We start from the raw sequence: 23463 nt of genomic DNA, 5'->3' as shown, positions 1-23463 counted from the left end.
CGCTACGCTCGCAATGACGTGGATATAGCGGAGACAACGATCAGACCGACGCCTTCGCAGCGCTCGGCGCGATCGTCGTCCCCTCCGCCAAATGCCGCCCCGCAATATACCCGAACGTCAGCGCCGGCCCCAGAGTGATGCCCGGCCCGGGATAATTCCCGTTCATGATCGAGCCCATGTCGTTGCCGCAGGCGTAGAGGCCCGCGATTGGCGTTCCGTCCTCGCGGAGCACACGTGCCTGGGCATCGACCTTCATGCCGATCGCGGTGCCGAGATCGGCCGGATAGATGCGCATCGCGAAGAACGGCGCCCGGAGGATCGGCGCGACGCATGGATTGGGTTTGTGCGCGGCATCGCCAAGGTGGCGCTGATAGATCGTGCTGCCACGGCCGAATTCGGGATCGCGCCCTTCCTTCGCATCTGCATTGTAGCTCGCAATCGTCGCCGTGAGCATGGACGGTTTGACGCCGATCTTCGCCGCGAGCTGCGCGATGTCAGGCGCCTCGATCAACTCACCGCCCGCCACATAATGCCGAACGCTATGCGTGAACGGCTTGATGCGGCCGAGGCCATAAGCCCACAGAAACGAGCGGTCGCAGATCAGATAGAACGGCCGGTCTGGCTCGCCATTGCCGTCACGCAGCATGGCGAGCACGAACTCATGGTACGATAGCGCCTCGTTGACGAAGCGTCGGCCCGTAGCATTGACGGCGATCAATCCGGGCTTGGCGCGGTCGGTCACGGTATGCGGGAAGACGCCACGGCTGCCGTCGGCGCGCCGGAACAGCGAGGCCGGCACCCAATAGGCCGGGCTGGTCGCGTCCGTGTTGAGCGCAGCGCCGGCCGTAGTCGCAAGCCGCAGCCCGTCGCCTGTGCCTGATGTGCTGGTCGCCGAGACAAATCCAGCAGCGGCCGGAAAGAAGCGCTTGCGCAAAGTGGCATCGTGCGAAAAGCCGCCTGTCGCCAACACCACACCGCGGCGCGCGGCGATCGGGCGATCGCGTGAGCCATGGCGGATGACCACACCGCTGACGCGATCGCCCTGCATCGACACATCCTCGACGTCAGCGCTGAACAGGATCTCGACCTGCCGTGCCAGCAGCGAGGCATACATCCGCGCAGCGAGCGCATTGCCAAGATGCAGCGTTGTGCCGCGCGGGCTGCGCAGCCGCTGCAGCGCATACTCCGAGACCAGCCGCGCCGCGCGCAGGGTCGAGCGCAGCGATTGTCCGATCCGGCGCAGATGCGGGATGTCGAGCCGGTTGACCATCATCCCGCCGAACAGCGTGAACTCCGGCAGCGGCGCGCGCAGCCGCGCGAAATGCGCACCCAGCCTTGTGCCGTCGAAGGCGAGCGGCTCCAGCACGCGCCCGCCTGATGTCGCGCCCAGCCGCTCCGGATAATAATCCGGATAGGCCTTTACTGGCTGAAGGCGCACCTCGGTGTTGGCTTCGAGATAGGCGACTGCCTCCGGTCCGCGCGCCAGGAAAGCTGCGCGCAGGCCGGCATTGGCGGGCTCGGGCACCGTGCTCGAGAGATAGCGGACGGCATCCGTGATGCTGTCCGAGAGACCTGCCTCTTTCATTTTGGCGTTAGCGGGAATCCAGACCATGCCGCCGGACCACGCCGTGGTGCCGCCGACGAAGGCGGTCTTCTCGATCACGAGAACACGAAGACCTTCGGCGGCGGCCACCGCTGCCGCCGTCATGCCGCCAGCGCCGGCGCCGATAACGATGACGTCGTAGGTCTCATGTGCCGGCATCATGCGGCGGGGGTCCGGAAACGAGGCATGACACCGTCATACCCCGCCCCGGCCGCTGAACGCTAGCGGGCTGGCTTGCGCTCGATCGGGTCGATGTCGATTCCCCGCAGGCGGCCGAGCCGCAGCACGTCCATGGCGAGCCGCCGCCCGATCCGGTCGCGATCGAGCACGCGGATCAGATCGTCGACGCCGTTGATCTCGACGCCGTCGAGCTTGATCACGACGTCGCCGGGCAACAGGCCCGCCTTGGCCGCAGGTCCATCCGGCTCGATCTGCATCAAGAGCGCGCCCATCTTGTTCTCGACGCCGGCCAGCACCGCATGCCGCCGCGGAACCGGCGCCGTCTGTCCGGCGACGCCGATGAACGCGCGGCGGACATAGCCGTGGCGGATGATCTCCGACAGCACGAATTGCGCGGTGTTGCTGGCGACCGCGAAGCAGATGCCTTGCGCGCCGTTGATGATGGCGGTGTTGATGCCGATCACCTCGGCATTCGACGACACCAGGGGACCACCGGAATTGCCGGGATTGAGCGCAGCATCGGTCTGGATCACGTCCTCGATGGTGCGCCCGCTCACCGAGCGGATCGAGCGTCCCAGTGCCGAGACCACACCGGCGGTGACGGTCGATTCAAAGCCGAGCGGATTGCCGATCGCGATCACGAGCTGGCCGCGCTTGAGGGTCTTGGAATTGCCGAGCGCTGCATAGGGCAAGTCGCGCACGCCATCGGCGCGGAGCAGTGCAAGGTCCGTATCAGGATCGACGCCGAGAACCCGGGCATCGCCGACGTTTCCCTCGACGTCCCGCAGCCGAATCTCCTTCGACGAGCCGACGACGTGGCTGTTGGTGAGCACGAGCCCATCCGGCGAGATCACGATGCCCGAGCCGAGCCCGCCGCGCTCGCGGCCGTTCGGCACCTTTGGCCCGGTCTCGACCCGCACGACGGCGGGACCGACCCGGTCGGTCACGTCGATCACGGCATTGGAATAGGCGTCCAGCAGCGCCCGGTCATTGTCCGGGGCAGCCGCTTCCGTTCGCGATGACGAGGCGTCATCGACGATGTCTGAAGTGAAATCCAGCATGGCAAAAGTCCTTGAGGCTCACACAGATGGTGGCCTGTTTCCCCCCGCGCAAGTGGCCCGCCAGGGGCGCAAGGCTGGACTGCCAAGGCTGGACTGCCAAGGTGGCTAGGGCGCCCGCCGCAGCGTGCCAGACCTGGCCTTGACCGGGTCGAGCAGCGACCAGTCGCCATCCGGCAGCACATAGCCCTTGGGGAACGGCGCGCGCTGCTCCAGCCCCAGCGAGCGCAGCACGCGATCGTCGCGGTAGTAGCATTGCAGGACGACCCGGACGAGCGTCGCCGCGGCCGCGCCGCCGTGCTGGCGAAACTCCTGCGCCACCGCATCGCGCTTCGCAGTGTCGAGCTCGGCGAACGGCTGGCCGGCGAGCCGCGCCAGATGGTCCAGCGCCGCCACCACTAATTTGGTATCGCGGCCGAGCGTCGCCAAGATGTCGGCTTGGATCGCAGGGTCGTCGGCGCCGGGCACCTTATACGCATCGCTGGCGGGTACGATCATCGCGGCGACGGTGCGGAGGTCGTCGCGCTGGAGGCGTGTGAGTTGATTGTCTGCGGACATGACGGCCTCAGTCGAACAAATTTGCGAGGCGCTGCTTCATCTGGTCGGCGATGTACAGCGCGAGGGCCTGGATGGTGGAGGTCGGGTTCACGCCGCCCGAGGTGACGAAGATGCTGCCGTCGACGATGAACAGGTTCTTCACGTCGTGCGTGCGGCCCCATTCGTTGACGACGGAGCGCTCGGGGTCGGTGCCCATCCGCGCGGTGCCGAGCAGATGCCAGCCGCCCCAAGGGATCGGCGAGTTGACGCAGATGTCGGTTGCGCCCGCCGCCTCCAGAACTTCGCGGCCTCGCGCCAGCGCATGCTCCATCATCTTCCGGCTGTTCTCGCTGATCGTATAGTTGATCTTCGGCGCGGGAATGCCGTGGCTGTCTTTCAGCACGGGATCGAGCGTGACCTGGTTGTGCTCTTCCGGCAGGTCCTCGCAAATCGCGGAGAAACCCAGCCGATGGCCGTTGAGCTTGCGGAAGATTCGGTGATGGTCCTTGCCCCAGGGCAAAATACCCTTCTGCTCGCTGACGACGGCCTCGAACACCGGCCCTGCCCCGCGCACGAACTGGACGCCATAGCCGCGCACGAATCCGCGCGAGAGATCCGTATCGTACCACTCCTTGCTCCAAAGGCAGGTCGGCGGCGCACGGTTGCTGTCAGTCGGCTCCTTCAGATAGCCGTAGATCTGCGCATAGGGATGGAACATAAGATTCTTGCCGACAAGGCCCGACGAATTGGCGAGGCCGTTCGGAAAGCGGTTCGATTTCGAGTTGAGCAGGAGCCGCGGCGTGCCGACGCCGTTGCAGGCGATGATGACGACATGCGCCGGCTGGAACTGCTCGACACCGTCCTTGTCGTAATAGACCACGCCCGTGGCCATGCCGCTCTCGTCGGTGGTGATCTCGCGCACCCGGCAATGGGTGCGCAGCTCGACGCCGGCGCGGACCGCATGTGGCCAATAGGTGATGTCGGTCGAGGATTTTGCGCCTTGCGCGCAGGCCGGCGTGCAATGGCCGAGATTGATGCAGCGCGCCCGGCCCTCATAGTCCATGGTTGCGACCGTCGTATCCGACGGCCACCAATGCCAGCCGAGCTTGTTCATGGCCTTGCCGATGATGGCGCCGGACAATCCCATCGGCTGCTGCGGCATCGGCGGATGCGTCAGCGGCGACAGCGGATCGCCCGACAGGCCTGATGTCCCCATCATCCGGTCGTTCTCTTCGAAGAACGGGGTCAGCGCGTCGTAGTCGATCGGCCAGTCGTCGGCGACGCCGTCGAGCGTCTTGACCTTGAAATCGGAGGGATGCAGCCGCGGCCAGTGCGCGGTGTACATCACCGTCGAGCCGCCGACGGCGTTGTAGTTGACGACCTTGATTGGCGAATTGTCGTCGTTGATCGGATAGTCTTCGGGCCGGCCGCGAATGTTGGGGCTCGACGACCACTCGCCATAGAATTTGGCCTCCCAGTCCCGGCCCGTGCTGGGATATTCCGCCGGGTTCATCCAGCCGCCCTGCTCCAGGCAAAGGATGTGCATCTTGGTCTCAGCCAGCGACCACGCCATCGCCGCGCCGGAAGCACCAGCGCCGATGATCAGGACGTCTACGGGGTCTTTCATCGAAGCATTTTCCTCCCGCCCTCGCCGCTTCCCGGGCGATTCGGCCTTTGCTGCCACGTCAGCAGCGCCGAACGATAGGGGCAGACCGGCAGGCGAGTAAAGGCTGGCTGGCGAATGTCGCACTTCGCAGGGCGCAGACCATTGGTGTTGCCACGCCCGGATGCTAGGAACGAGGCGCCAGAGCAATCGTAGCGAGACCGTATGTCCTCCCAAAATTCATTTGCCGCCGCCCGCGCTTTCGCGCTCGTTCTGTTTCTCGCTCTATCCGGGTTTCTGGCTTCTTCCGGACCAGCCTCCGCGCTGACGGCGGCGGCCACCGTCCGGGACGCCAATTCGATCCAACTCGGCGACGTCACCTACCGGCTGGACGGCGTCGACGCGCCGGAGCTGGACCAGGTCTGCATCGACGATCACGCCGATCCCTGGACCTGCGGCATCGAGGCCCGCGACCAACTGGCGAAGCTGATCAACAAGCGCTCCGTGGGCTGCGACGATGTCGGGCCCGAAAAGAATTTCGGCAAGCGCCACCGCGCGATCTGCACGGCCGAGGGCGACAAGACCAGCCTGAACGAACAGCTGGTCAAGCTCGGCTATGCCATCGCCCGCGAGCCGATCAAGGCCAACGTCAAGCCGGCGGCCGGCGAAGCCAAAAGCGCCTCCGCTGGCATCTGGAAGGGCTGCTTTGTTGCGCCGCAGGAGTTCCGCACCGGCAAGAAGGACGGCACGCTGCTGGGCGCCGCCTGCCGCCCCGACCGCGACAAGGAGATCCGCGGGGTGCTGTTTCCGGAGGACCTGACGATGCCGCCGAGCTGCGCCATCAAGGGCAAGCTCGCCGTGCGCGCCCGCGTCACCGGCAATATCGGCATCTATCATTTGCGGGGCTGCCCGAGCTATCCCGCGACGACCAAGCCGGACCGCTGGTTCTGCTCGGAAGACGACGCGCAGGCGTCGGGGTTCCGCAGGGCGTACAATTGCCGCCGGCCAAAGTGAACAATTGGTTCACGCAGCCGTGAGTGGTAGCCGGAGCCAGTATTGATCCGGAATTGAACTCCAACGCGAGTTGCTGCACTTATAAACGTGCGCACACGCTTTGCGTGAGCGCTTCCTTGGCAGACGATCCTCATTGGATTGTCTTTGCTCGGGCGTTTCCTCCCTAGACTTGGGCCGCTTGTCACAACAAGCGGCTCTTCTTTTTTGGGCGGGGCTATCTCCGCATTCCTGCTCGCTTTAGCGATGCATCTGCATGATCTGGTCCATCGGCGGCATGTTCTGGTTGAGATGCCCCATGATCCAGACGGTGCCGCCGACCACCAGGAAAACGACCATGGCGCCGAAAGCCAGCGCCAGCACATTGTTGGTGTTGTCGGGCCCCGTCGTGATGTGCAGGAAAAACACGAGGTGCACGCCCATCTGAGCGATCGCAAGAACGATCAGCGCAACGGGGATGGAGGGTTGCCAGACCAGATCGGTGCCGGCGATGAAGAACGAGGTCGCCGTGAGCAGCAGCGCAAGGCCGAGACCAACGACGTAACCGATCACTCGCTCGCCGACGCTGTGTTGCTCTTCATCGCCCGGTGCGATGTCATGTTCGGTCCGCGTGTGCGCTTGATCGCTCATACGCCACTCCCAAGCAGGTAGACGACGGAAAAGACCCCGACCCAGACGATGTCGAGCGCATGCCAGAATAGCGCAAAGCACATCATCCGGCGCAGGACATCGGCGCGAAAGCCTTTTCCAAAGACCTGAGCCATCATGGTGAGGAGCCACAATATGCCGGCCGAGACGTGCAGGCCGTGGCATCCGACCAGCGAAAAGAACGACGTCAGGAACGCGCTGCGCGACGGGCCATAGCCGCGCGCGACGAGGTCTGCGAATTCGCGGAACTCGATGACGAGGAAGATCAGGCCGAGCACGCAGGTCACGGTCATGCCAAGATAGAACCAGAACCGGTTGCGCACATCGGCGGCAATGCTGGCCATGCCGCAAGTAAAACTCGACAGCAGCAGGCAGACCGTCTCGATCGCGACGTTCCGCTGCTCGAAAATCTCCGAGCCCCTTGGCCCGCCCGCGGTCTGGCTGACCAGCACGGCATAGGCCGCAAAGAAGCAGGAGAACATCACGATGTCGGAGAGCAGGAAGACCCAGAAGCCGTAGGCGGTCACGATCCGCTTCGACGCCGGACCGGGATGCTCGATCACGACGCCGATATGATGGGGATCGGCATGGGCGTGGCCGACGGTTGCCGTCATCGCCATCAGACCGCTCCCGCCATGCTGACGAGGCTGCGCCGTTCCTCGAGATTGATGCGGTCTATCGCTGCGACCTCCTCGGCCGGAATGACGTATTCGTCATGGTCGCGCCAGGCGAACACGACGAAGGTCGCGAACGCGCCGATGCCGCCCAGGATCACCATCCACCAGATGTGCCAGATCAGCGCGAAGCCCATGATGGTCGCAAAGAACGCGCAGATGAAACCGGTCGGCGAGTTCCTGGGCATCTCGATGTCATGATACTCGGGCGCTTCGTGCTCCAGCGATTGCTGCTGAGCACGGGTCTTCATGTCCCAATAGGCGTCCTCGCCGCGCACGTCGGGATGGAAAGCGAAGTTGAACACCGGCGGCGGCGACGAGGTCGCCCATTCCAGCGAGCGGCCATCCCAGGGATCGCCGGTGCGATCACGCAGCGCCTCGCGATTGCGGATACTGACGACGATCTGCACGATCTGGCAGATCACCCCGATCGACAGCACGGCCATGCCGGCGGCCGCCACGAACATCCAGGGCCGCCATTCCGCGACGTCGTAATGCTGCATGCGCCTTGTCATGCCGAGCATGCCGGCAACATAGAGTGGAACGAAGGTGACGTAGAAGCCGAGGAAAGTGAACCAGAACGCCAGCTTGCCCCAGCGCTCGTCGAGCCGGAAGCCGAACGCCTTCGGAAACCAGTATTCGAAACCGGCGAAGGCCCCGAACAGCACACCGCCGATGATCACGTTGTGGAAGTGCGCGACTAGGAACATGCTGTTGTGGAGCATGAAGTCGGCCGGCGGCACCGCGAGCAGCACGCCGGTCAATCCGCCGACGATGAAGGTGACCATGAAGCCGATCGCCCACAGCATCGGCGTCGCGAAGCGAATGCGGCCGCCATACATCGTGAACAGCCAGTTGTAGATCTTCACCCCCGTCGGCACCGCGATGATCATGCTGGCGATGCCGAAGATGGCGTTGACATCAGGCCCCGCCCCCATCGTGAAGAAATGATGCAGCCAGACCATGAAGGAGATGACGCAGATCGCCATGGTCGCGAGCACCATGGAGCGGTAGCCGAACAGCGCCTTGCCGGAGAAGGTCGAGACCACCTCGGAGAAGATGCCGAACGCCGGCAGCACCAGGATGTAGACCTCTGGATGGCCCCAGGCCCAGATCAAGTTCATGAACATCATGATGTTGCCGCCGGCCTCGTTGGTGAAGAAATGGAAGCCGAGGTAACGGTCGAGCAGCAGCATCGCGAGCGTGGCGGTGAGGATCGGGAATGCTGCGACGATCAGGAGATTGGAGGCCAGCGTGGTCCAGCAGAACATCGGCATGCGCAGATAGTTCATGCCCTTGGTACGCAGCTTCAGCACGGTGGTCACGAGATTGATGCCGGCCACCAACGTGCCGACGCCTGATATCTGCAACGACCAAGCGTAATAGTCGACGCCGACGCCGGGCGAGTAGGACAATTCCGACAGCGGCGGAAAAGCGAGCCAGCCGGTGCGCGCGAACTCGCCGACGACGAGCGAGAGGTTGACCAGCAGCGCGCCGGTCGCGGTCAGCCAGAAGCCGACGGAATTGAGCGTGGGAAAAGCGACGTCGCGCACGCCGAGCTGAAGCGGCACGATCAGGTTCATCAGCCCGATCACGAACGGCATCGCCACGAAGAAGATCATGATGGTGCCGTGCGCCGAAAAAATCTGGTTGTAGTGCTCGGGCGGGAGAAAGCCCTGCGACTGGTAGGCGACGGCCTGCTGGATTCGCATCATGATGGCGTCGCTGCCGCCGCGCAGCAGCATCACCGACGCCAGCAGGATGTACATGACGCCGATGCGCTTGTGATCGACGCTGGTGATCCATTCGTGCCAGAGATAGGGCAGATGCCCCTTCGCCACGACCCAGATCAGCACGGCGAGGATTCCGACCAGCACGATCGCGCCTGCGACGAGCGGAATGGGCTGGTCGAACGGAATCGCCGACCAATCGAGCTTACCGAGCATCGTGGGCTCCACTGTGGGGACGGCCTGCGTCGGATAGCAGCTCCGGTCCTGGTCCAGGCGGAATGTGCTGGGTCGCGATCAGGTCGAACAGGCGGGGATCGTCGAGGCGAAAGGTCAGCCTGTTCTTCTCGATGCCCTGCTGCATCAGCTTCTTGTAGCTGTCCTCGTTCAGCACGGCATCGGTCTTCGCCGTGGCCGCCACCCAATCCGGAAAGGCGAGCGGCGAGATCACGTTGACGTCGAACATCATGTCGGGAAAGCCGTCGCCGGAGAAATGCGCCGACAGCCCCTTGAGCTTGCCCTCATTGTCGGCGCGCAGGTTCAACCGCGTCACCATGCCGTTCATGGTGTAGATCATGCTGCCGAGCTGCGGGATGAAGAACACGTTCATCACGCTCGACGAGGTCAGCTGGAAATTCAACTCGGCGCCGGCCGGCACTGTCAGCGTGTTGATCGTGGCGATGCGCTGGTCCGGATAGATGAAGAGCCATTTCCAGTCGAGCGAGACGGCCTGAATCCGCACCGGGCTTCCGGTGCCCGGCACCGGCGCGGCAGGATCGAGCTGATGCGAGCCGATCCAGGCGACGCCGCCGAGCAGGATCACGGTGAGCGCGGGGATCGCCCACACCACCATCTCGACACGCCCGGAATAGACGAAGTCGGGCTGGAAGCGCGCCTTCGGATTGGAGGCGCGAAACCAGAACGCAAACCCAAGGATCGCGATGATCGTCGGCACGACGATCGCGAGCATGATGAAGACGGAATCGACCAGGATGGTGCTGTTGGCGGCAGCCACCGGCCCTTGTGGATCGAGCAGATTCATCGATACACCACTGGCGATTTGGGAAGCCCCGAGAGAAGCGTAACGCGAAAATCTCTCCACAACAAATGCAGTTGTATGACGACGGTTCCGAGAACCGTCTTTCAGAACCGCCCGATCCCGCGCGGCGGCATGCAATTCCGTGCGATGTCAATGACATCTGCGCGGGGCGGTCGGCCTTCTCACTCCCTCGCGCCGTTGCTATCGTCAGCAAAAACAAGGGATGAAACGACATGCAGGGCCCTGAGGACGATGCCGGCCTCGCCGGCAAGGTGGCGTTGATCAGCGGCGGCGGCGCTGCGGGCGACGGCATCGGCAACGGCCGCGCTGCAGCAATTCTGCTCGCCCGCGCCGGCGTAAAAGTGCTGGTGGCCGACCGCGACCTCAAGCTTGCTGAACGTACCGTCGAGATGATCGCAGCCGAAGGCGGCACGGCTGCGGCACATGGCGGCGACGTGACCAATGAAGCCGACTGCAAGCGGCTGGTCGAAGCAGCCCTCGACCGCTGGGGCCGGCTCGACTTCCTCGACAACAATGTCGGTATCGGCAGCCGCGGCAGCGTGGTCGACGAGGCGCCCGAACAATATCGCCGCGTCATGCAGGTCAATGTCGAGACCATGTTCCTGCTGTCGAAGCATGCGATCCCCGCGATGATCAGGACCGCCAAGGGCGGCGCGATCGTCAACATCTCCTCGATCTCGGCGCTGCGGCCGCGCGGGCTGACGACCTACACGACCTCGAAGGCGGCCATCATCGGCCTCACCCGCGCGATGGCGGTCGATCACGGCCGCGACAACATCCGTGTCAACTGCATCTGCCCGGGGCCGATGTACACGCCGATGGTCTATGCCCGCGGCATGAGCGAGCAGGCCCGCGACCAGCGCGCCAGGGCCTCCGTGCTGAAGACAGAAGGCACCGGCTGGGATGTCGGCCATTCCGTCAAATTCCTGCTCAGCAATTTTTCCCGCTACATCACCGGCCAGGTGCTGGTGGTCGACGGCGGCGTCACGCTGCAAGCCCCCGAACGCGAGTCACAAGAACACTAGAGGACACACAGAAATGGCCCGCCTGCCCTATCTCGAGGCCGACCAGGTCGCGCCCGAATATCGCGACATGCTCAAGCGCAACACCAATCTGCACAAGCTGCTGGTCAACTCGCCGGAGATGGCGCGCGCCTTCAACGGCATCGGCGGCTATATCCGCTTCAAGAGCAAGCTCAACCCGCGGCTGCGGGAGCTTGCCATCCTCCAGGTCGGCTGGATGGAGAAATCGGAATATGAGTTCACCCATCATGTGAAGATCGGCAAGGAGTTCGGCGTCACCGACGAGGACATCGCCGGCCTGATGGCGGAGACCGAGGGCAAGCCATCGAAGCTGGAGCCGCTCGCCAAGGCGATCCTGAAAGGTGCTCGTGAGATGGTGCGCGAACTCGCGATGTCGGATGCGACCTTCGCCGAGATCAAGCAGCATCTTTCCGACGAGCACACGGTCGACCTCGTGCTGACCATCGCCTTCTATTGCGGCGTGGTGCGCGTGCTCGCGACCATGAAGATCGACAACGAGCCGTATTACAAAGAGGTACTCCAGCAGTACCCGATCCCGGGAGTGAACTGAGATGCGCTTGAAGGACAAGGTTGCGATCGTCGTCGGCGCAGGGCAAAGCCCCGGCGAAGGCATGGGCAATGGCCGCGCTACCGCGCTGACTTTCGCGCGCGAGGGCGCGAAAGTGCTGTGCGTCGACCATCATCTGGAATCGGCGCAGGAAACCGTCGCGCTGATCGCCGAGGCAGGCGGCACCGCCGCGGCATTCAGGGCCGACGTCACCAAATCCGCCGACATCAAGGCGATGGTGGCGGAGGCACAGGTGCGCTGGGGCCGAATCGACGTGCTGCACAACAATGTCGGCGTCAGCCTGTCCGGCGGCGATGCCGAGCTGCTTCAAATCACCGAGGAAGCGTTCGACCGCGTCGTCGCGATCAACCTCAAGAGCTGCATCCTCGCGGCGAAGGAAGTGATCCCGATCATGCGCGCGCAGCAAAGCGGCGTCATCATCAACATCTCCTCGATGGCCGCGATCACCACCTACCCTTACGTCGCCTATAAGGCGACGAAGTCGGCGATGATCGCCTTCACCGAACAGCTCGCCTACCAGAACGCCGAATACGGCATCCGCGCCAACGTCATCCTGCCCGGCCTGATGAACACGCCGATGGCCGTCGATACCCGCGCCCGCGAATGGCACAAGACCCGCGCCGAAGTCGAAGCTGAACGCGACAGCAAGGTGCCGCTGCGCAAGAAGATGGGCACGGGATGGGACGTCGCAAACGCCGCGCTGTTCCTGGCGTCGGACGAGGCGAATTTCATTACGGGTGTGACGCTGCCGGTGGATGGCGGGGCCAGTGTGAGGCGGGGGTAGGCGGCCGCGAGCGCAGTGCCACTGCCCTTCTCCCCTTGAGGGAGAAGGTGGCGCGAAGCGCCGGATGAGGGGTATCTATCCGCGAACTCAACTGCAAGAGATGTGCGCGCGGATAGAACCCCTCACCCGTCTCGCCGCTATGCGGCGAGCCACCCTCTCCCGCAAGGGGCGAGGGTGCACCTTCACCGCCGCGCGAGTTTAATGCGTCACCCGCCAGATCGTGCCGTTGCCATCCTCCGACACCAGCAGCGATCCATCTTTTGCCACCGCAACGCCGACCGGCCTGCCCCACACCTCCGTATCGCTCACCACGAACCCCGTGACGAAATCCTCGTACTCCCCCGTCGGCTTGCCGTCCTTCATCTTGATGCGGATTACCTTGTAGCCGGTGCGCTTCGAGCGGTTCCAGGAGCCGTGCTCGGCAGCAAATGCGTCGCCCTGGTACTCCCCGGGAAACTGCGTGCCCTGATAGAACGCCATGCCGAGTGACGCCGAATGCGGCTGCACCAGCACGTCGGGGATCGTCACCTTGTCCTTGAGATCCGGCCGCGCGCCGGCGTGGCGCGGGTCTTCGTTGCCGCCGATATAGAACCACGGCCAGCCATAGAACGCGCCCTCCTTCACGCTGGTCACGTAATCGGGCACGAGATCGTCGCCGAGACCATCGCGCTCGTTGGTCGAACACCAGGGCAGACCGGTCTGCGGCTGGATCGCAAGGCCGACGCAGTTGCGGATGCCGGTGGCGTAAATCTTCCGCTCCTTGCCGTCAGGCGCGAAGGCCAGCACGGTGGCGCGCTCGAGCTCGCTGGCCCAGGCCGCGCCAAGCGGTTGCGCTTTCGACCACGCCTCCAACCCGCCCGGCGGCGTACCCATGCCCTCGGCGACATTGCTGAGCGAGCCGACCGAGACCAGCATGCGCTTGTTGTCGGGCGTGAAGACGATATCGCGAGTGGAATGGCCGCCGTCAGCCGGCAGGCTCGCCACGATCGTCTCCGCCTTGCCGCGCGCCTTGAGATCGCCGGCCTGATAGGCAAAGCGGACGACACTGTCGGTGTTGGCGACATAGACCCATTGCGGATTGTCGCCGTTCGGAAAGAAGGCGATGCCGAACGGTTGCCGCAGACCGCTGGCAAACAGCTCGTTGGTCGCAACCTTGCCGCCCTCCCCAGCGCGTAGCACGCGGATGGTGCCGCCCCGCGTCTCCGCGACGAAGACATCGCCGTTCGGTGCGACCCTGATGATGCGCGGGGCGCGCAGGCCTTCGGCGAACAGCTCGATCTTGAAGCCGGCCGGCACCTGGGGCGAGGCTTCCGGCGGACGCGGCGCCACGCGCGAGAAGCTCGCAACCGACTTTGTGGCGCCGGGCCTGACCAGATCCTGCGGCCGGATCAACCTGACCGTGCCGGGCTTGTCGGCCTGCCAATCGCCGTAGGCGTCCTTGCCCTGTAGCACCGGCTCGGCCTGCGCAGCGGCCGCGGCCAGCAATCCCGCAACCATTGCCACGGGCCCCATCCTGCTTTTCACGTCGTATTCCTCCCGGCCTGCATGTCTCGCGCGTCAACGCCGATCGACCCGCAAATGGTCCGCAACAGGCGAAACGCCTGCCGCATCCCACGTCAGCTCATGCCCGCACGATGTGCATCAGCCGCAACCCATCATACTGGAAAATGCCGCCGATCAATGCGACACATTGTAAGGGCGGGGCCGCCGGTTGCGGTCATCAAAGCTGCGGCATCGGTGTCGCCATTGATGGGGTGATCATGTGGGGATCCATCATATCGGAATGGGCGAGCCTGCTGCTCCGCTGGCTGCACGTGGTCGCCGCGATCGCCTGGATCGGCAGTTCCTTCTATTTCATCGCCCTCGACCTCAGCCTCAAGCCGAAGTCTGACTTGCCGGACGGCGTGCAGGGCGAAGCCTGGCAGGTCCATGGCGGCGGCTTCTACCGGATCATGAAATATCTGGTCGCCCCGAGCCAGATGCCGGACGAGCTGACCTGGTTCAAATGGGAGGCCTACACCACCTGGCTGTCCGGCTTCGCGCTGATGGTGGTGGTGTATTATCTCGAGGCCGATCTGTTCCTGGTCGACAAGTCGATCCTCGACCTCACACCGTTCCAGGCCGGGCTGTTCAGCTTCTTCAGCCTCGCGCTGGCGTGGCTGCTCTATGAGGCCGCCTGCCGCACCGGGCTCGCCCAGCGCGAGCTGCCCTTCGCCATCGGCGGCTATCTGTTCCTGGTCGCGCTGACCTATGCCTTCACTCACGTGCTGAGCGGCCGTGGCGCCTTCAACCAGATCGGCGCGCTCATCGGCACCATCATGGTCGCCAACGTCTTCGCGGTGATCATCCCGAACCAGAAGAAGATCGTGGCGGCGCTGATCGCGGGACAGGCGCCCGATCCGAAACTCGGCAAGACCAGCAAGGAGCGCTCGGTCCACAACAACTATCTGACGCTCCCCGTCGTCGTGCTGATGATCAGCAACCACTATCCCCTGCTCTACGCCACCCGCTTCAACTGGATCATCGTCGCGATCATCCTGGCGCTGGGACCGGTGATCCGCCACTTCTTCAACGAGGGCCACGCCGGGCGCAAATCGCCGTGGTGGGTGTGGGGCGTGGCGGCAATCGGCGTGATCGCGATCCTCTTCCTCTCCGCCGCCGGCCCGCGCGAGGTAAAAACGGGAGCGCTGTCGGCCCCAGTCACGGTCGCCAATGTCGAGGAGATCGTGATGTCCCGCTGCAGCATGTGCCACGCGGCCGAGCCGGTCTGGGCCGGCATCGTCACCGCACCGAAGGGCATTTTGCTCGACGCGCCCGAGCACATCCATCGCAACATCCGACTGATCGGCCGTGTCGCCGCCTGGTCCACCGCGATGCCGCCGGGCAACATCACGGAGATGACCAGCGAGGAACGCGCCATCCTTGCCGCCTATATCGAGCAGGCTCGCTGACGCCATCGCGTGTCGATGCCGCGTTTTGCGGAATGAAATTCCGCATCTCCCACAGAATTGAAAATGACTTGACCGCCTATCCGGCGTAGACAGGACCAGCGGCCGCCAGAGCGGTCCAAAGTCAGTTTGCATTCGGGGATAACAACAGTGGCCCTCAAGAACGTCATCGGGATCGACCACGCCGTCGTCATGGTTCAGGACCTCGACAAGGCCGCCGAGAATTACCCGCAGCTTGGCTTCACCCTCTCCCCGCGCGGCACCCACAGCGCGCATATGGGCACCGGCAATTACACCATCATGTTCGACCCCGACTATATGGAGCTGCTCGGCGTGCTGGTGGCGACCGAGCACAATGCGCCGGCCCGGGCCTTCCTCGACAAGCGCGGCGAAGGCATCGAGCGCATCGCCTTCACCGCGATCGATTCTGCCGCAGGTGCCGAGGAGATCCGCGCGCGCGGCCTGACGCCGATCGGCCCGACCGATTTCGAACGGCCGGTGACGCTGCCTGATGGCACCATCTCGGCCGCGAAATTCCGCACCTTCATGTGGCCGACCGCGGAAGCGCCCGGCGGCGTGCGCATCTTCGCCTGCCAGCACAAGACCCGTGACACGGTGTGGATTCCTGAGCTGATGAAGCACGCCAATGCGGCCAAGCGGATCAAGCAGACGCTGATTGCAACGCCCGAGCCCGCGCAGGAAGCCGCGCATCTCGGCCGGCTGATCGATCGCGAGCCCAAGGCTGAGGCGGATGGCGCGGTCACAGTGCCCTCCGGCGGCGATCGCGCCGACTTCGTCTATTTGACGCTGGACCAGCTCGGCAAGCGCTATCCCGGCGTCCCGCTCGCGGGCCTCTCCGAGCGCGGCGGCGCGGCGCTGGTCCTCGTCAGCGGCGATCTCGCGGCGACCGAGAAGGCACTGGGTTCGGCCGCGTTGCGCAGCGGGCCTGCGATCGTCGTGCCGCCGGCCAAGGCCAACGGCACCCTGCTCGCCTTCGTTGCCGGCTGATTTTAACTAATTCTTTAACGAGTGTTTACGCGGCGGCTCTAGGATTCCCGGCAGTCCAAGCCGTCGGGGCCAAGCGCATGTTCAAAGAGGAATCGCCGATCGCTTATGACGCGCCGGCCGAACTGAAGAAGTGGCCGTCGCTGAAGGGCGAGAGGCAGAAGCACCGCGGTCCGCCCTATATGGTCTACAACGGCACGCTCGCCGACTGCGTCCGCGAGCTGATGGGCAAGCCCATCAAGGGTATCTCGCTCTACGACATCATGACGAGACCGCAGCAAGCCTTCGACCAGACCGTGCTGTCGCCCGGCGATGCCGCCGAGATCGCGATGCGCAAGGACTTTCCCAAGGCGTAAGCGCCAACCTCCCGCCGCAAGATCACTCGCGCGTCGCGTTTGCCCGTAGATCCGCGGGGCCCGCGGCGCGTGTTCTACTATTGGACTCCCGTACTAACACCTGCCGCCCTGCGGAATCGCAGCTTCGCCGCAATTACGGTTAATGAAGTCCTCGTCACCGGCGCCCGCGCTGGTCGTTCCCCCACAGTTCGAGGACTCTTACCGAGATGCGATTTCTCGTCGCGGCTTGCGCTGCGTTCCTGATTTTGATGTGCGACGTCGGCTCACAGCCGTCCTTGCAAACATTGAACCTCGATCGCGCCACGTCCAAGACCGATCGCGCGCCCTCGCTGGTTCCCCTCGTCGAGCTCTTCCTCGCAAGGGTGCAGGCCATTGAGCTCGCAAATGCGCGCGCGGCTTACGTGGAGACGATCGAGCCCGCGCGCGCAGTCGAAACCGTCGTGGAAGCCCCGGCTTCACCGACCGAGCAATTCTGCCACGCGCTACGCGAAGCCGCCGAGGCGAGCGGCATTCCCGTGCCGTTCTTCGCGCGCCTGCTCTGGCAGGAGAGCCGCTTCCGTTCCAACGAGATCAGCCCGGCCGGTGCCCAGGGCGTCGCGCAGTTCATGCCGGAGACTGCCGCCGAAGTTGGGCTCGATGATCCCTTCGACGCCATGAAGGCGCTGCCCGCATCGGCAAAGTTTTTGCGAAAGCTCCGCGATGATTTCGGCAATCTCGGCCTCGCCGCGGCCGCCTATAACGCAGGGCCGGGCCGCATCCAGAAGTGGCTCGCCCGCGAAAGCGAGCTGCCGCGCGAGACGCGCGACTATGTCCGCATCATCACCGGCACCAAAGCAGAGGACTGGACCGAACACATCGAGGCCCTCGCAATCCGGATCGACCTGCCGCGCGAGGCGCCCTGCGAAGGCATCGGCAGCCTGTCCAAGACGAAGGATGTGGCCTGGGTTCCCGTGAACCTGACGCCGTCGGTCATCACCATCATGCGCAAGGCCGAACAACTGGCGGCGCGGCTCTCGGCGAACCGTGCGCGCAAGCGGTTCGTGTCGCTGCTGCGCAAGAACGCCTCGGCTCATGGCAAGGCGCGCAGCATGATCGCCACCCGCGCGGCGAAGGGAACGAGAACGCGCGCCATCCGCATGGCGGCGCGCGAGCGTTCCTCAGGCTAGATCACGCCGGTTTCTCGTCGTCGGTCACCGGCGAGGTCACCACCAGGAACACAAGGTCGGTCAGGCCCGAATTCGAGATCGCGTGCTCGACGCCGGGCGGCAGGAAGATCACGTCGTGCCTGCGTACGACATGGTTCTTGCCGGCGATCTCCATCAGCCCCTCGCCGTCAAGCACGTGATAGACCTGCTCCTGCACCTTGTGATGATGCCGCGCGACATAAGCCATCGGCTGGTACATCGAGATGCGATAGTCGATGTGGCGCGAGCCCGTGGTCTCCGGCATCACCAGCGGCTTTGACAGCGCGCCGCCAAAATGGTTGGCAAATTCGCGCCAGGGCACTTCCGCGATGTTGCGGATGAAGGCGCCGCCAGTCTGCTCGGCCATGATCGTGCTCCCTAGTTCACCAGTGCGCCGCCATCGACATAGACGATCGAGCCCGTAGCAAAACCGTTCGCCATGAAGCTTCCGATCTGCCGGGCGATGTCCTCGGCCATACCGACGCGACCAACAGGCAGCGCAGCCGCTGTCTTCGCCAGCATCTCCTTCCGCGCCGCCTCCGGCATCGCGGCTCGGATCGGCGTGTCGATCACGCCCGGCGACACCGCATTGACACGCACCGGCGCAAGCTCGAGCGCGAGTGCGCGGGCGAGCGATTCCAGTGCGCCGTTGGCCGCACTGATGATCGCCGAGTTCGGCCGCGGCCGAACGCTCAGAAAACCTGTGACCAGTGTCAGCGAGCCGCCCGGCCGGATCTCCGCCTCGCGCGCGACGCGCCAAGCGCCCCAGAACTTGCCTTCCATCGTCGCACGCACGTCCTCCATCGGGACCGTCTTGAATGGCCCGGTGCGAAGCTGAGCGGCCGTCAGCACGACGTGATCGACGGGACCGGTGCGCTTGAACAGCTCCGCGACGCTCTGATCGCTGGTGACGTCGGTCGGGATCGCGGTCACCTTCAGCCGCTCGGCGATGGGATCAAGCTTCGCCGCACTGCGCGACGCGATGATGACGTCCGCTCCTTCCCTCTTCGCGAGTTCCGCCGTAGCGAGGCCGATGCCTGAGGAGCCGCCGATCACGACGACCTTCTTGCCTGCGAGCGTCATTCCCATCTCCCCTGGTTTTCTCGATAGATGATTTGCGTGCCGCGCGATCAACCGGGCTGGAAGCGCGTGCCGATGCCGGCCTTGCTCTGGCCGAGGCCGGGCAGCTCCCAGACGCCGGCGCCGACCGGATTGATGTCAGCGGCGATATCGACGTCGATCAGATAGGGCTTGTTGGCGGCGATGCCCTTGCGGATCGCCTCGCCAAGATCTCCGGCGCGATCGACCCGCACGCCCTCGACGCCGCAGGCGCGCGCCATCGCCGCGAAATCGGGGTTATAGCGCTCGCCTGTCTCTGGATGCCTGAAGTCGGTCGCAAGCTCGCGCCCACCGAGATAACCGCGCTGAAGCCCGCGGATCGAGGCATAGGCGTAATTGTTCCAGACCACCCAGACCACGGGCAGATTGTACTCGACCGCGGTGCCCAGCACGTTGGCGTGCATGAAGAAGGCACCGTCGCCGCACACGGACACGCAGGGCCGATCGGGCGCGGCGAATTTCGCGCCCATCACGCCGGCGACGCCAAAGCCCATCGGGCCAAACCCCATCGAGCCGATCAAGGAGTCCGGCCGCTTCGGCTTGCAGAAGCCGAGCAGCCAATTGTGGTGCACGCCGATGTCGGAGACGAGGATGGCGTCTTCCGGCAGCGCCTTGTCGATCTCGGCCGCGGCGCGCTGCGGGTTGATCGGCGTGGTGTCGTCGGAGAAGCCGGGCGCGACGAACTTGTCCCACTCCCTGCGATAGCCGTCGATCTGCGCCAGCCATTTTTTGCGCGCGTCGGACTTTTTGAAGAGGTTGTCGCGGCGATCGAGCTCGGCATGGACCTGCCGCAGGAAGGTGCGAACGTCGGCCATCAGCCCGAGCGCGACGGGATAGTTGCGGCCGATCTCCTCGGGGTCGATATCGACATGGATCAGCCGCGTCGGCGGGATCGTGAAGGAATAGCCCGGGATCCACGAGCTTGAGGTACGATCATCGAAGCGGACGCCGAGCGCGAGCAGCACATCGGCCTGACGCGTCGCGTGATTGGCCTGATAATGCCCGGCACGCGCCACGAGGCCGAGCGCGAGCGGATGGTTGACGTCGAGCGCGCCGAGACCGCTGGCTGACGCTGCCACCGGGATCTGAAGTCGCTCGGCGAGCTTGCGCAACTCCTCTGCGGCGCCGCCATAACGAACGCCCTGCCCGACCAGCATCACTGGCCGATCGGCCGAGAGCAGCATGTCGACCGCTTTCTCGACGCCTTCGGGATCGGCGCCACAGCGGCTGGAAATGTTGGCGCTCCATTCGGCCGCCTTCGGCGCTTCTTCGGCCGCGGCCTCCATGAAGACGTCATAGGGCACATCTATCACCACGGGTCCCGGCCGTCCCGTGACCATGGTCTTCCAGGCCTGCCGCACTGCGAGCGGCACCATCTCGCCGCGCGTCGGCTGAAACACCTTCTTGCACATCGTGCGCACGGTGGAGGGGAAGTCGGCCTGGTAGTGCCGGTACATCTCCTGGAACGCGCCGCGGTTGAACTGGCTGGTCGGCACGTTGCCGGTGATCGCCATGAACGGCACGGAATCGAGGTAGGCATTGGCGAGCGAGATCGGCAGATTGGCCGAGCCCGGCCCGCACGAGGTGAAGGTCGCCGTCGGCCTTCCCGAGACACGGTAATAGACGTCGGCCATGAAGCCGGCGACGCTCTCGTGATGCACAGAGATCGTCTTGATCTCGGAGGAGCGCTCGTACAGCGCATCGATGAACTGGATGTTGCCGTGGCCGCAAAGCCCGAACACCTGGGGCACCTTCTCCTGGATCAGATAATCGACAATGACCTGGGCGCCATTGAGCATGTTCTTCGACATCAACCCGTCTCCCTCTCGGCCCGTCGACGTCTTCTGTACCGATGCGGGGAACGCGGCCGGTCATCACTGGGCCGTCGGGAGCCTATTTCTCATAATGCTGTACGTCAATTTATATTGTGGTAGTCTTCCGTCTTGAGGAAACGCAGAGCTCCGCGCCGACGGCCGCGCTTGTTGCGTGCTAGTCTCGCAAGAACGGAGCCATGACGATTCACCAGAGGGGGCCTTGTCCTTGAAATCGCGTACCAAGCCCACGACCGGCGAGACGCCCGCAAGCCCGCGCAAGGCTGCGATCGCCAAGCTGGTCCCTGCTCCCAAAGTAAATGGCGACGATGAGGCCGACGACAAGCAGCGCGCCGGCGGCGTCCAGTCACTGGGCCGTGCCTTCTCGATCCTCGAAGAGGTCGCGCGACATCGTGAGGGCATCGGACTTGCGGAGCTGAGCAAGCTGGTCGGCCTGCACAACTCGACGACCTTTCATCTCGCCAAGACGATGGTTTCGCTCGGCTACCTCCGCCAGGAGAAGGACAGCAAGCGCTACCGCATCGGCAGGCCGTTGTTTGCACTCGCGGCAAGCGCGCTCGACGAGATCGAGATGGTCAATGTCGCGACGCCCGTGCTGGAGGAGCTTTCGCGCCAGACCAGCGAAAGCAGCCATTTTGCCGTGCGGATGGGCGATGCCGTGATCGTCATTGCCCGCACCAGCGGCCCCGGCGCGTTCCAGCTCACCGACCGCGTCGGCGTGGTGCGCCCGGCTCACTGCACCGCACTCGGCAAGATCATTCTGGCCTCGCTTCGGCCCGAGCAGCTCAAGCGCTTCATCGATCGTGCGGAGCTGAAACCGTCGACACCAAAGTCGATCACCGATGCCGCCGTGCTGATGCGCGAGATCGCGGAGATACAGCGCACCGGCGTCGCCTTCGACGACGGCGAATTCAATCCGGAAGTACGCTGCGTCGCCGTGCCGGTCACCGATTTCACCGGACAGGTGATCGGCGCGCTCGGCATTTCCGGCCCGATCTGGCGCCTCTCCAACCAGGCGCTGCACGCCGGTGCCCAGATCGTGCAGGCCGCCGCCGACCAGCTGTCGGTCGAGTTCGGCGCCAAGGACCGGGCGCACAAGGCGTTCACGCAAAAAGCCTGAGACGCAACCCAAGCGTCGATTTTGCCGGTTGACACCGGCGATGGCGTTCGGGATTATCCTCCAGCATTAGAAAAAGGTCTCTCACAATATCGGATATCCGATTTTGAAGGGAGGCAGGCGATGCACCCGGGAGGAGACAGACATGATCCGCTACCCGCGACGGACGTTGTTACGGGCGGGCGCCGCCTTCGTCGGCGCATCCGCATTGGGGTTTCCCGCAATCGTAAGGGCGCAGGCCGAGAAGATCCGGATCGGGCACCTCACCCCGCTCACCGGCTTCCTCGGCGTGATCGGCAGCTACGCCCAGCTGGGCGTGAAGCTCGCCGCCGAAGAGATCAACGCGTCCGGCGGCATTTTGGGCAAGCCAATCGACCTGCTTTCGGAGGACTCGATCAATCCGGCGACCGCCGCGACCAAGGCACAGCGCATGCTGGAGCAGGACGGGGCAGTGGTGCTGCTGGGCGAGATCTCATCGGCATCCTCGCTCACCATCATGCAGGTCGCCGAGCGCAACAAGAAAGTGTTCTTCTCGACCGGCGCCCGCTCGGACGCGCTGCGCGGCAAGAACTGCAACAAATACTCCTTCCACTGCGACATCCCGAACACCGTGATGGTCAACGCGGTCGGCACCGCGCTGTCGCAGAAGGGCATGGTGAAGGGCAAAAAGTTCTTCACGCTGACGGCCGACTACATTTTCGGTCATGACCTGCTGAAGGCGGCCAAGACCTTCTTCGGCGCGCATGAGGCGAATTTGATCGGCGACGAGTTGATCGCAACCGACGTCACCGATTTCAGCCCGTATCTGCTGAAAGTGCGGCAAGCCAAGCCCGACGTGGTCTGCTGCAACCTTGCTGGCAATCAAGTCACCAACCTCGTCAAGCAATATGCCGAGTTCGGCTTCCCCTACCCGCTGGTCGGCTTCAATCTCAACACCGGCGATGCCTGGGCCGCGGGTGCGGGCAATCTCAGCGGCACCTGGCCCACGGTCTGGTATCACACGCTGAACAATCCGACGTCGCAGGCCTTCGTCGCGGCGTTCAGCAAGAAATACGGCAAGCCGCCGGAGAACCACGCCTGGATCGACTACATCACGCTGAAGCTCTTGGCGGAAGCGATCAACACGACCAAGTCGACCGACAGTCATGAGCTGATCACGTATTTCGAGAAGCAGGCGCAGTTCGACATCGGCAAAACGCGAAAAGCCTACTTCCGCAACTGGGATCACCAGCTGGTGCAGGAGGCCTATCCGTTCACCGTCAAGCCAAAGGACCAGATGAAGGACCAGTGGGACATGCTGGTGCTCGGCGACGTCGTGCCGGCGGCGAACGACCCGCTGGAGACGATCTATCCGACCCGGGAACAGAACCCCTGCGAGATGAAAGCCTGACGCGCGCACGCGCGGC

General features: G+C 64.3%; 22 protein-coding genes. 10 read left to right on the top strand and 12 right to left on the bottom strand.

Annotation, left to right across the window (positions count from 1 at the left end):
- Nucleotides 1-40: 40 nt before the first annotated feature.
- The 4 genes from BMW89_RS22980 to BMW89_RS22965 form a co-directional block, all read right to left on the bottom strand.
- Nucleotides 41-1765, bottom strand: a complete 1725-nt coding sequence (locus tag BMW89_RS22980) for an FAD-dependent oxidoreductase (protein WP_092029276.1) — start codon at nucleotides 1763-1765, stop codon at nucleotides 41-43.
- 59 nt (nucleotides 1766-1824) lie between these two features.
- Nucleotides 1825-2844, bottom strand: a complete 1020-nt coding sequence (locus BMW89_RS22975; protein ID WP_092029275.1) for a S1C family serine protease — start codon at nucleotides 2842-2844, stop codon at nucleotides 1825-1827.
- Between the two features lie 105 nt (nucleotides 2845-2949).
- Entirely contained in the window at nucleotides 2950-3399 is a 450-nt protein-coding gene (locus BMW89_RS22970; protein WP_092029274.1) for a gluconate 2-dehydrogenase subunit 3 family protein, read from the bottom strand.
- Between the two features lie 7 nt (nucleotides 3400-3406).
- Nucleotides 3407-5005 carry a GMC family oxidoreductase gene (locus BMW89_RS22965; RefSeq protein WP_092029273.1) on the bottom strand — a complete coding sequence of 533 codons (1599 nt, stop codon included), beginning with the start codon at nucleotides 5003-5005 and terminating at the stop codon, nucleotides 3407-3409.
- 201 nt (nucleotides 5006-5206) lie between these two features.
- Between BMW89_RS22965 and BMW89_RS22960 the strand changes: the two genes are divergently transcribed.
- The gene (locus tag BMW89_RS22960; RefSeq protein ID WP_092029272.1) at nucleotides 5207-5995 is read left to right on the top strand and encodes a thermonuclease family protein; all 789 of its coding nucleotides are present in this window, start codon (nucleotides 5207-5209) and stop codon (nucleotides 5993-5995) included.
- Nucleotides 5996-6232: 237 nt separating this feature from the next.
- On the opposite strand, the gene cyoD is transcribed toward BMW89_RS22960, so the two are convergent.
- The 4 genes from cyoD to BMW89_RS22940 are packed head-to-tail and all read right to left on the bottom strand — an operon-like array spanning nucleotide 6233 to nucleotide 10083.
- A complete protein-coding gene (gene cyoD / locus BMW89_RS22955; protein WP_092029271.1) occupies nucleotides 6233-6622 on the bottom strand; it encodes a cytochrome o ubiquinol oxidase subunit IV in 390 nt (129 codons plus the stop codon).
- Nucleotides 6619-7260 carry a cytochrome (ubi)quinol oxidase subunit III gene (locus BMW89_RS22950; protein WP_092029270.1) on the bottom strand — a complete coding sequence of 214 codons (642 nt, stop codon included), beginning with the start codon at nucleotides 7258-7260 and terminating at the stop codon, nucleotides 6619-6621. Before BMW89_RS22950 ends, cyoD begins: the two co-directional genes overlap by 4 nt.
- The gene (gene cyoB / locus BMW89_RS22945) at nucleotides 7260-9260 is read right to left on the bottom strand and encodes a cytochrome o ubiquinol oxidase subunit I (protein ID WP_092029269.1); all 2001 of its coding nucleotides are present in this window, start codon (nucleotides 9258-9260) and stop codon (nucleotides 7260-7262) included. The genes BMW89_RS22950 and cyoB overlap by 1 nt, the downstream gene beginning before the upstream one ends.
- The gene (locus BMW89_RS22940; RefSeq protein ID WP_092029268.1) at nucleotides 9250-10083 is read right to left on the bottom strand and encodes a cytochrome ubiquinol oxidase subunit II family protein; all 834 of its coding nucleotides are present in this window, start codon (nucleotides 10081-10083) and stop codon (nucleotides 9250-9252) included. The genes cyoB and BMW89_RS22940 overlap by 11 nt, the downstream gene beginning before the upstream one ends.
- 230 nt (nucleotides 10084-10313) lie before the next feature.
- Here BMW89_RS22940 and BMW89_RS22935 point away from each other — a divergent pair, with 230 nt between their 5' ends.
- From BMW89_RS22935 to BMW89_RS22925, 3 genes are read left to right on the top strand one after another with little or no spacing between them, the layout of a single operon-like run.
- On the top strand, nucleotides 10314-11126 hold the full coding sequence (locus BMW89_RS22935) for an SDR family NAD(P)-dependent oxidoreductase (protein WP_092029267.1): 813 nt from the start codon (nucleotides 10314-10316) through the stop codon (nucleotides 11124-11126).
- A gap of 13 nt (nucleotides 11127-11139) precedes the next feature.
- Nucleotides 11140-11694 carry a carboxymuconolactone decarboxylase family protein gene (locus BMW89_RS22930; protein WP_092029266.1) on the top strand — a complete coding sequence of 185 codons (555 nt, stop codon included), beginning with the start codon at nucleotides 11140-11142 and terminating at the stop codon, nucleotides 11692-11694.
- A gap of 1 nt (nucleotide 11695) precedes the next feature.
- Nucleotides 11696-12496, top strand: a complete 801-nt coding sequence (locus BMW89_RS22925) for an SDR family NAD(P)-dependent oxidoreductase (protein ID WP_092029265.1) — start codon at nucleotides 11696-11698, stop codon at nucleotides 12494-12496.
- 198 nt (nucleotides 12497-12694) lie between these two features.
- Here BMW89_RS22925 and BMW89_RS22920 read toward each other — a convergent pair whose 3' ends face one another.
- Nucleotides 12695-13993, bottom strand: a complete 1299-nt coding sequence (locus BMW89_RS22920) for a PQQ-dependent sugar dehydrogenase (protein ID WP_244547663.1) — start codon at nucleotides 13991-13993, stop codon at nucleotides 12695-12697.
- A gap of 263 nt (nucleotides 13994-14256) precedes the next feature.
- Between BMW89_RS22920 and BMW89_RS22915 the strand changes: the two genes are divergently transcribed.
- The 4 genes from BMW89_RS22915 to BMW89_RS22900 all read left to right on the top strand — a co-directional run bounded on the left by BMW89_RS22915 (nucleotide 14257) and on the right by BMW89_RS22900 (nucleotide 17971).
- Nucleotides 14257-15447: a urate hydroxylase PuuD gene (locus BMW89_RS22915; RefSeq protein WP_177196249.1), complete on the top strand. Its 1191-nt coding sequence runs from the start codon at nucleotides 14257-14259 to the stop codon at nucleotides 15445-15447.
- Between the two features lie 147 nt (nucleotides 15448-15594).
- The gene (locus BMW89_RS22910) at nucleotides 15595-16452 is read left to right on the top strand and encodes a VOC family protein (RefSeq protein WP_092029262.1); all 858 of its coding nucleotides are present in this window, start codon (nucleotides 15595-15597) and stop codon (nucleotides 16450-16452) included.
- Between the two features lie 77 nt (nucleotides 16453-16529).
- Nucleotides 16530-16805 (top strand): hypothetical protein, encoded by a 276-nt coding sequence (locus BMW89_RS22905; protein WP_092029261.1) that lies wholly within the window; start codon nucleotides 16530-16532, stop codon nucleotides 16803-16805.
- Nucleotides 16806-17011: 206 nt separating this feature from the next.
- Nucleotides 17012-17971 (top strand): lytic transglycosylase domain-containing protein, encoded by a 960-nt coding sequence (locus BMW89_RS22900; protein WP_092029260.1) that lies wholly within the window; start codon nucleotides 17012-17014, stop codon nucleotides 17969-17971.
- Nucleotide 17972: 1 nt separating this feature from the next.
- On the opposite strand, the gene BMW89_RS22895 is transcribed toward BMW89_RS22900, so the two are convergent.
- From BMW89_RS22895 to BMW89_RS22885, 3 genes are read right to left on the bottom strand one after another with little or no spacing between them, the layout of a single operon-like run.
- Entirely contained in the window at nucleotides 17973-18356 is a 384-nt protein-coding gene (locus BMW89_RS22895; protein WP_092029259.1) for a cupin domain-containing protein, read from the bottom strand.
- An 11-nt stretch (nucleotides 18357-18367) separates the two neighbouring features.
- Complete coding sequence (locus BMW89_RS22890; protein WP_092029258.1) at nucleotides 18368-19072, bottom strand: SDR family oxidoreductase; 705 nt, start codon at nucleotides 19070-19072, stop codon at nucleotides 18368-18370.
- Nucleotides 19073-19119: 47 nt separating this feature from the next.
- Complete coding sequence (locus BMW89_RS22885) at nucleotides 19120-20919, bottom strand: thiamine pyrophosphate-binding protein (protein ID WP_092029257.1); 1800 nt, start codon at nucleotides 20917-20919, stop codon at nucleotides 19120-19122.
- Between the two features lie 229 nt (nucleotides 20920-21148).
- Here BMW89_RS22885 and BMW89_RS22880 point away from each other — a divergent pair, with 229 nt between their 5' ends.
- Complete coding sequence (locus BMW89_RS22880) at nucleotides 21149-22060, top strand: IclR family transcriptional regulator (RefSeq protein ID WP_244547654.1); 912 nt, start codon at nucleotides 21149-21151, stop codon at nucleotides 22058-22060.
- A gap of 142 nt (nucleotides 22061-22202) precedes the next feature.
- Nucleotides 22203-23447 carry an ABC transporter substrate-binding protein gene (locus tag BMW89_RS22875; protein ID WP_092029255.1) on the top strand — a complete coding sequence of 415 codons (1245 nt, stop codon included), beginning with the start codon at nucleotides 22203-22205 and terminating at the stop codon, nucleotides 23445-23447.
- The last annotated feature ends 16 nt before the right edge of the window (nucleotides 23448-23463 follow it).

It is taken from the genome of Bradyrhizobium sp. OK095 (assembly GCF_900109945.1).
In the GTDB taxonomy this organism is placed as follows: Bacteria; Pseudomonadota; Alphaproteobacteria; order Rhizobiales; family Xanthobacteraceae; genus Bradyrhizobium.
The sequence above is the reverse complement of the archived record's forward strand: the minus strand, read 5'-3'. Positions and strand labels throughout refer to the sequence as shown.

Excerpts from the sequence above, each read along its gene's own strand:
- BMW89_RS22940 (WP_092029268.1), bottom strand. The coding sequence starts at position 10,083 with ATGAATCTGCTCGATCCACAAGGGCCGGTGGCTGCCGCCAACAGCACC.
- BMW89_RS22970 (WP_092029274.1), bottom strand. The coding sequence starts at position 3,399 with ATGTCCGCAGACAATCAACTCACACGCCTCCAGCGCGACGACCTCCGC.
- BMW89_RS22960 (WP_092029272.1), top strand. The coding sequence starts at position 5,207 with ATGTCCTCCCAAAATTCATTTGCCGCCGCCCGCGCTTTCGCGCTCGTT.
- BMW89_RS22920 (WP_244547663.1), bottom strand. The coding sequence starts at position 13,993 with ATGGTTGCGGGATTGCTGGCCGCGGCCGCTGCGCAGGCCGAGCCGGTG.
- cyoD (WP_092029271.1), bottom strand. The coding sequence starts at position 6,622 with ATGAGCGATCAAGCGCACACGCGGACCGAACATGACATCGCACCGGGC.
- BMW89_RS22890 (WP_092029258.1), bottom strand. The coding sequence starts at position 19,072 with ATGACGCTCGCAGGCAAGAAGGTCGTCGTGATCGGCGGCTCCTCAGGC.
- BMW89_RS22950 (WP_092029270.1), bottom strand. The coding sequence starts at position 7,260 with ATGGCGATGACGGCAACCGTCGGCCACGCCCATGCCGATCCCCATCAT.
- BMW89_RS22905 (WP_092029261.1), top strand. The coding sequence starts at position 16,530 with ATGTTCAAAGAGGAATCGCCGATCGCTTATGACGCGCCGGCCGAACTG.
- BMW89_RS22925 (WP_092029265.1), top strand. The coding sequence starts at position 11,696 with ATGCGCTTGAAGGACAAGGTTGCGATCGTCGTCGGCGCAGGGCAAAGC.
- BMW89_RS22935 (WP_092029267.1), top strand. The coding sequence starts at position 10,314 with ATGCAGGGCCCTGAGGACGATGCCGGCCTCGCCGGCAAGGTGGCGTTG.
- cyoB (WP_092029269.1), bottom strand. The coding sequence starts at position 9,260 with ATGCTCGGTAAGCTCGATTGGTCGGCGATTCCGTTCGACCAGCCCATT.
- BMW89_RS22875 (WP_092029255.1), top strand. The coding sequence starts at position 22,203 with ATGATCCGCTACCCGCGACGGACGTTGTTACGGGCGGGCGCCGCCTTC.
- BMW89_RS22930 (WP_092029266.1), top strand. The coding sequence starts at position 11,140 with ATGGCCCGCCTGCCCTATCTCGAGGCCGACCAGGTCGCGCCCGAATAT.
- BMW89_RS22895 (WP_092029259.1), bottom strand. The coding sequence starts at position 18,356 with ATGGCCGAGCAGACTGGCGGCGCCTTCATCCGCAACATCGCGGAAGTG.
- BMW89_RS22980 (WP_092029276.1), bottom strand. The coding sequence starts at position 1,765 with ATGATGCCGGCACATGAGACCTACGACGTCATCGTTATCGGCGCCGGC.
- BMW89_RS22885 (WP_092029257.1), bottom strand. The coding sequence starts at position 20,919 with ATGTCGAAGAACATGCTCAATGGCGCCCAGGTCATTGTCGATTATCTG.
- BMW89_RS22975 (WP_092029275.1), bottom strand. The coding sequence starts at position 2,844 with ATGCTGGATTTCACTTCAGACATCGTCGATGACGCCTCGTCATCGCGA.
- BMW89_RS22915 (WP_177196249.1), top strand. The coding sequence starts at position 14,257 with ATGTGGGGATCCATCATATCGGAATGGGCGAGCCTGCTGCTCCGCTGG.
- BMW89_RS22965 (WP_092029273.1), bottom strand. The coding sequence starts at position 5,005 with ATGAAAGACCCCGTAGACGTCCTGATCATCGGCGCTGGTGCTTCCGGC.
- BMW89_RS22900 (WP_092029260.1), top strand. The coding sequence starts at position 17,012 with ATGCGATTTCTCGTCGCGGCTTGCGCTGCGTTCCTGATTTTGATGTGC.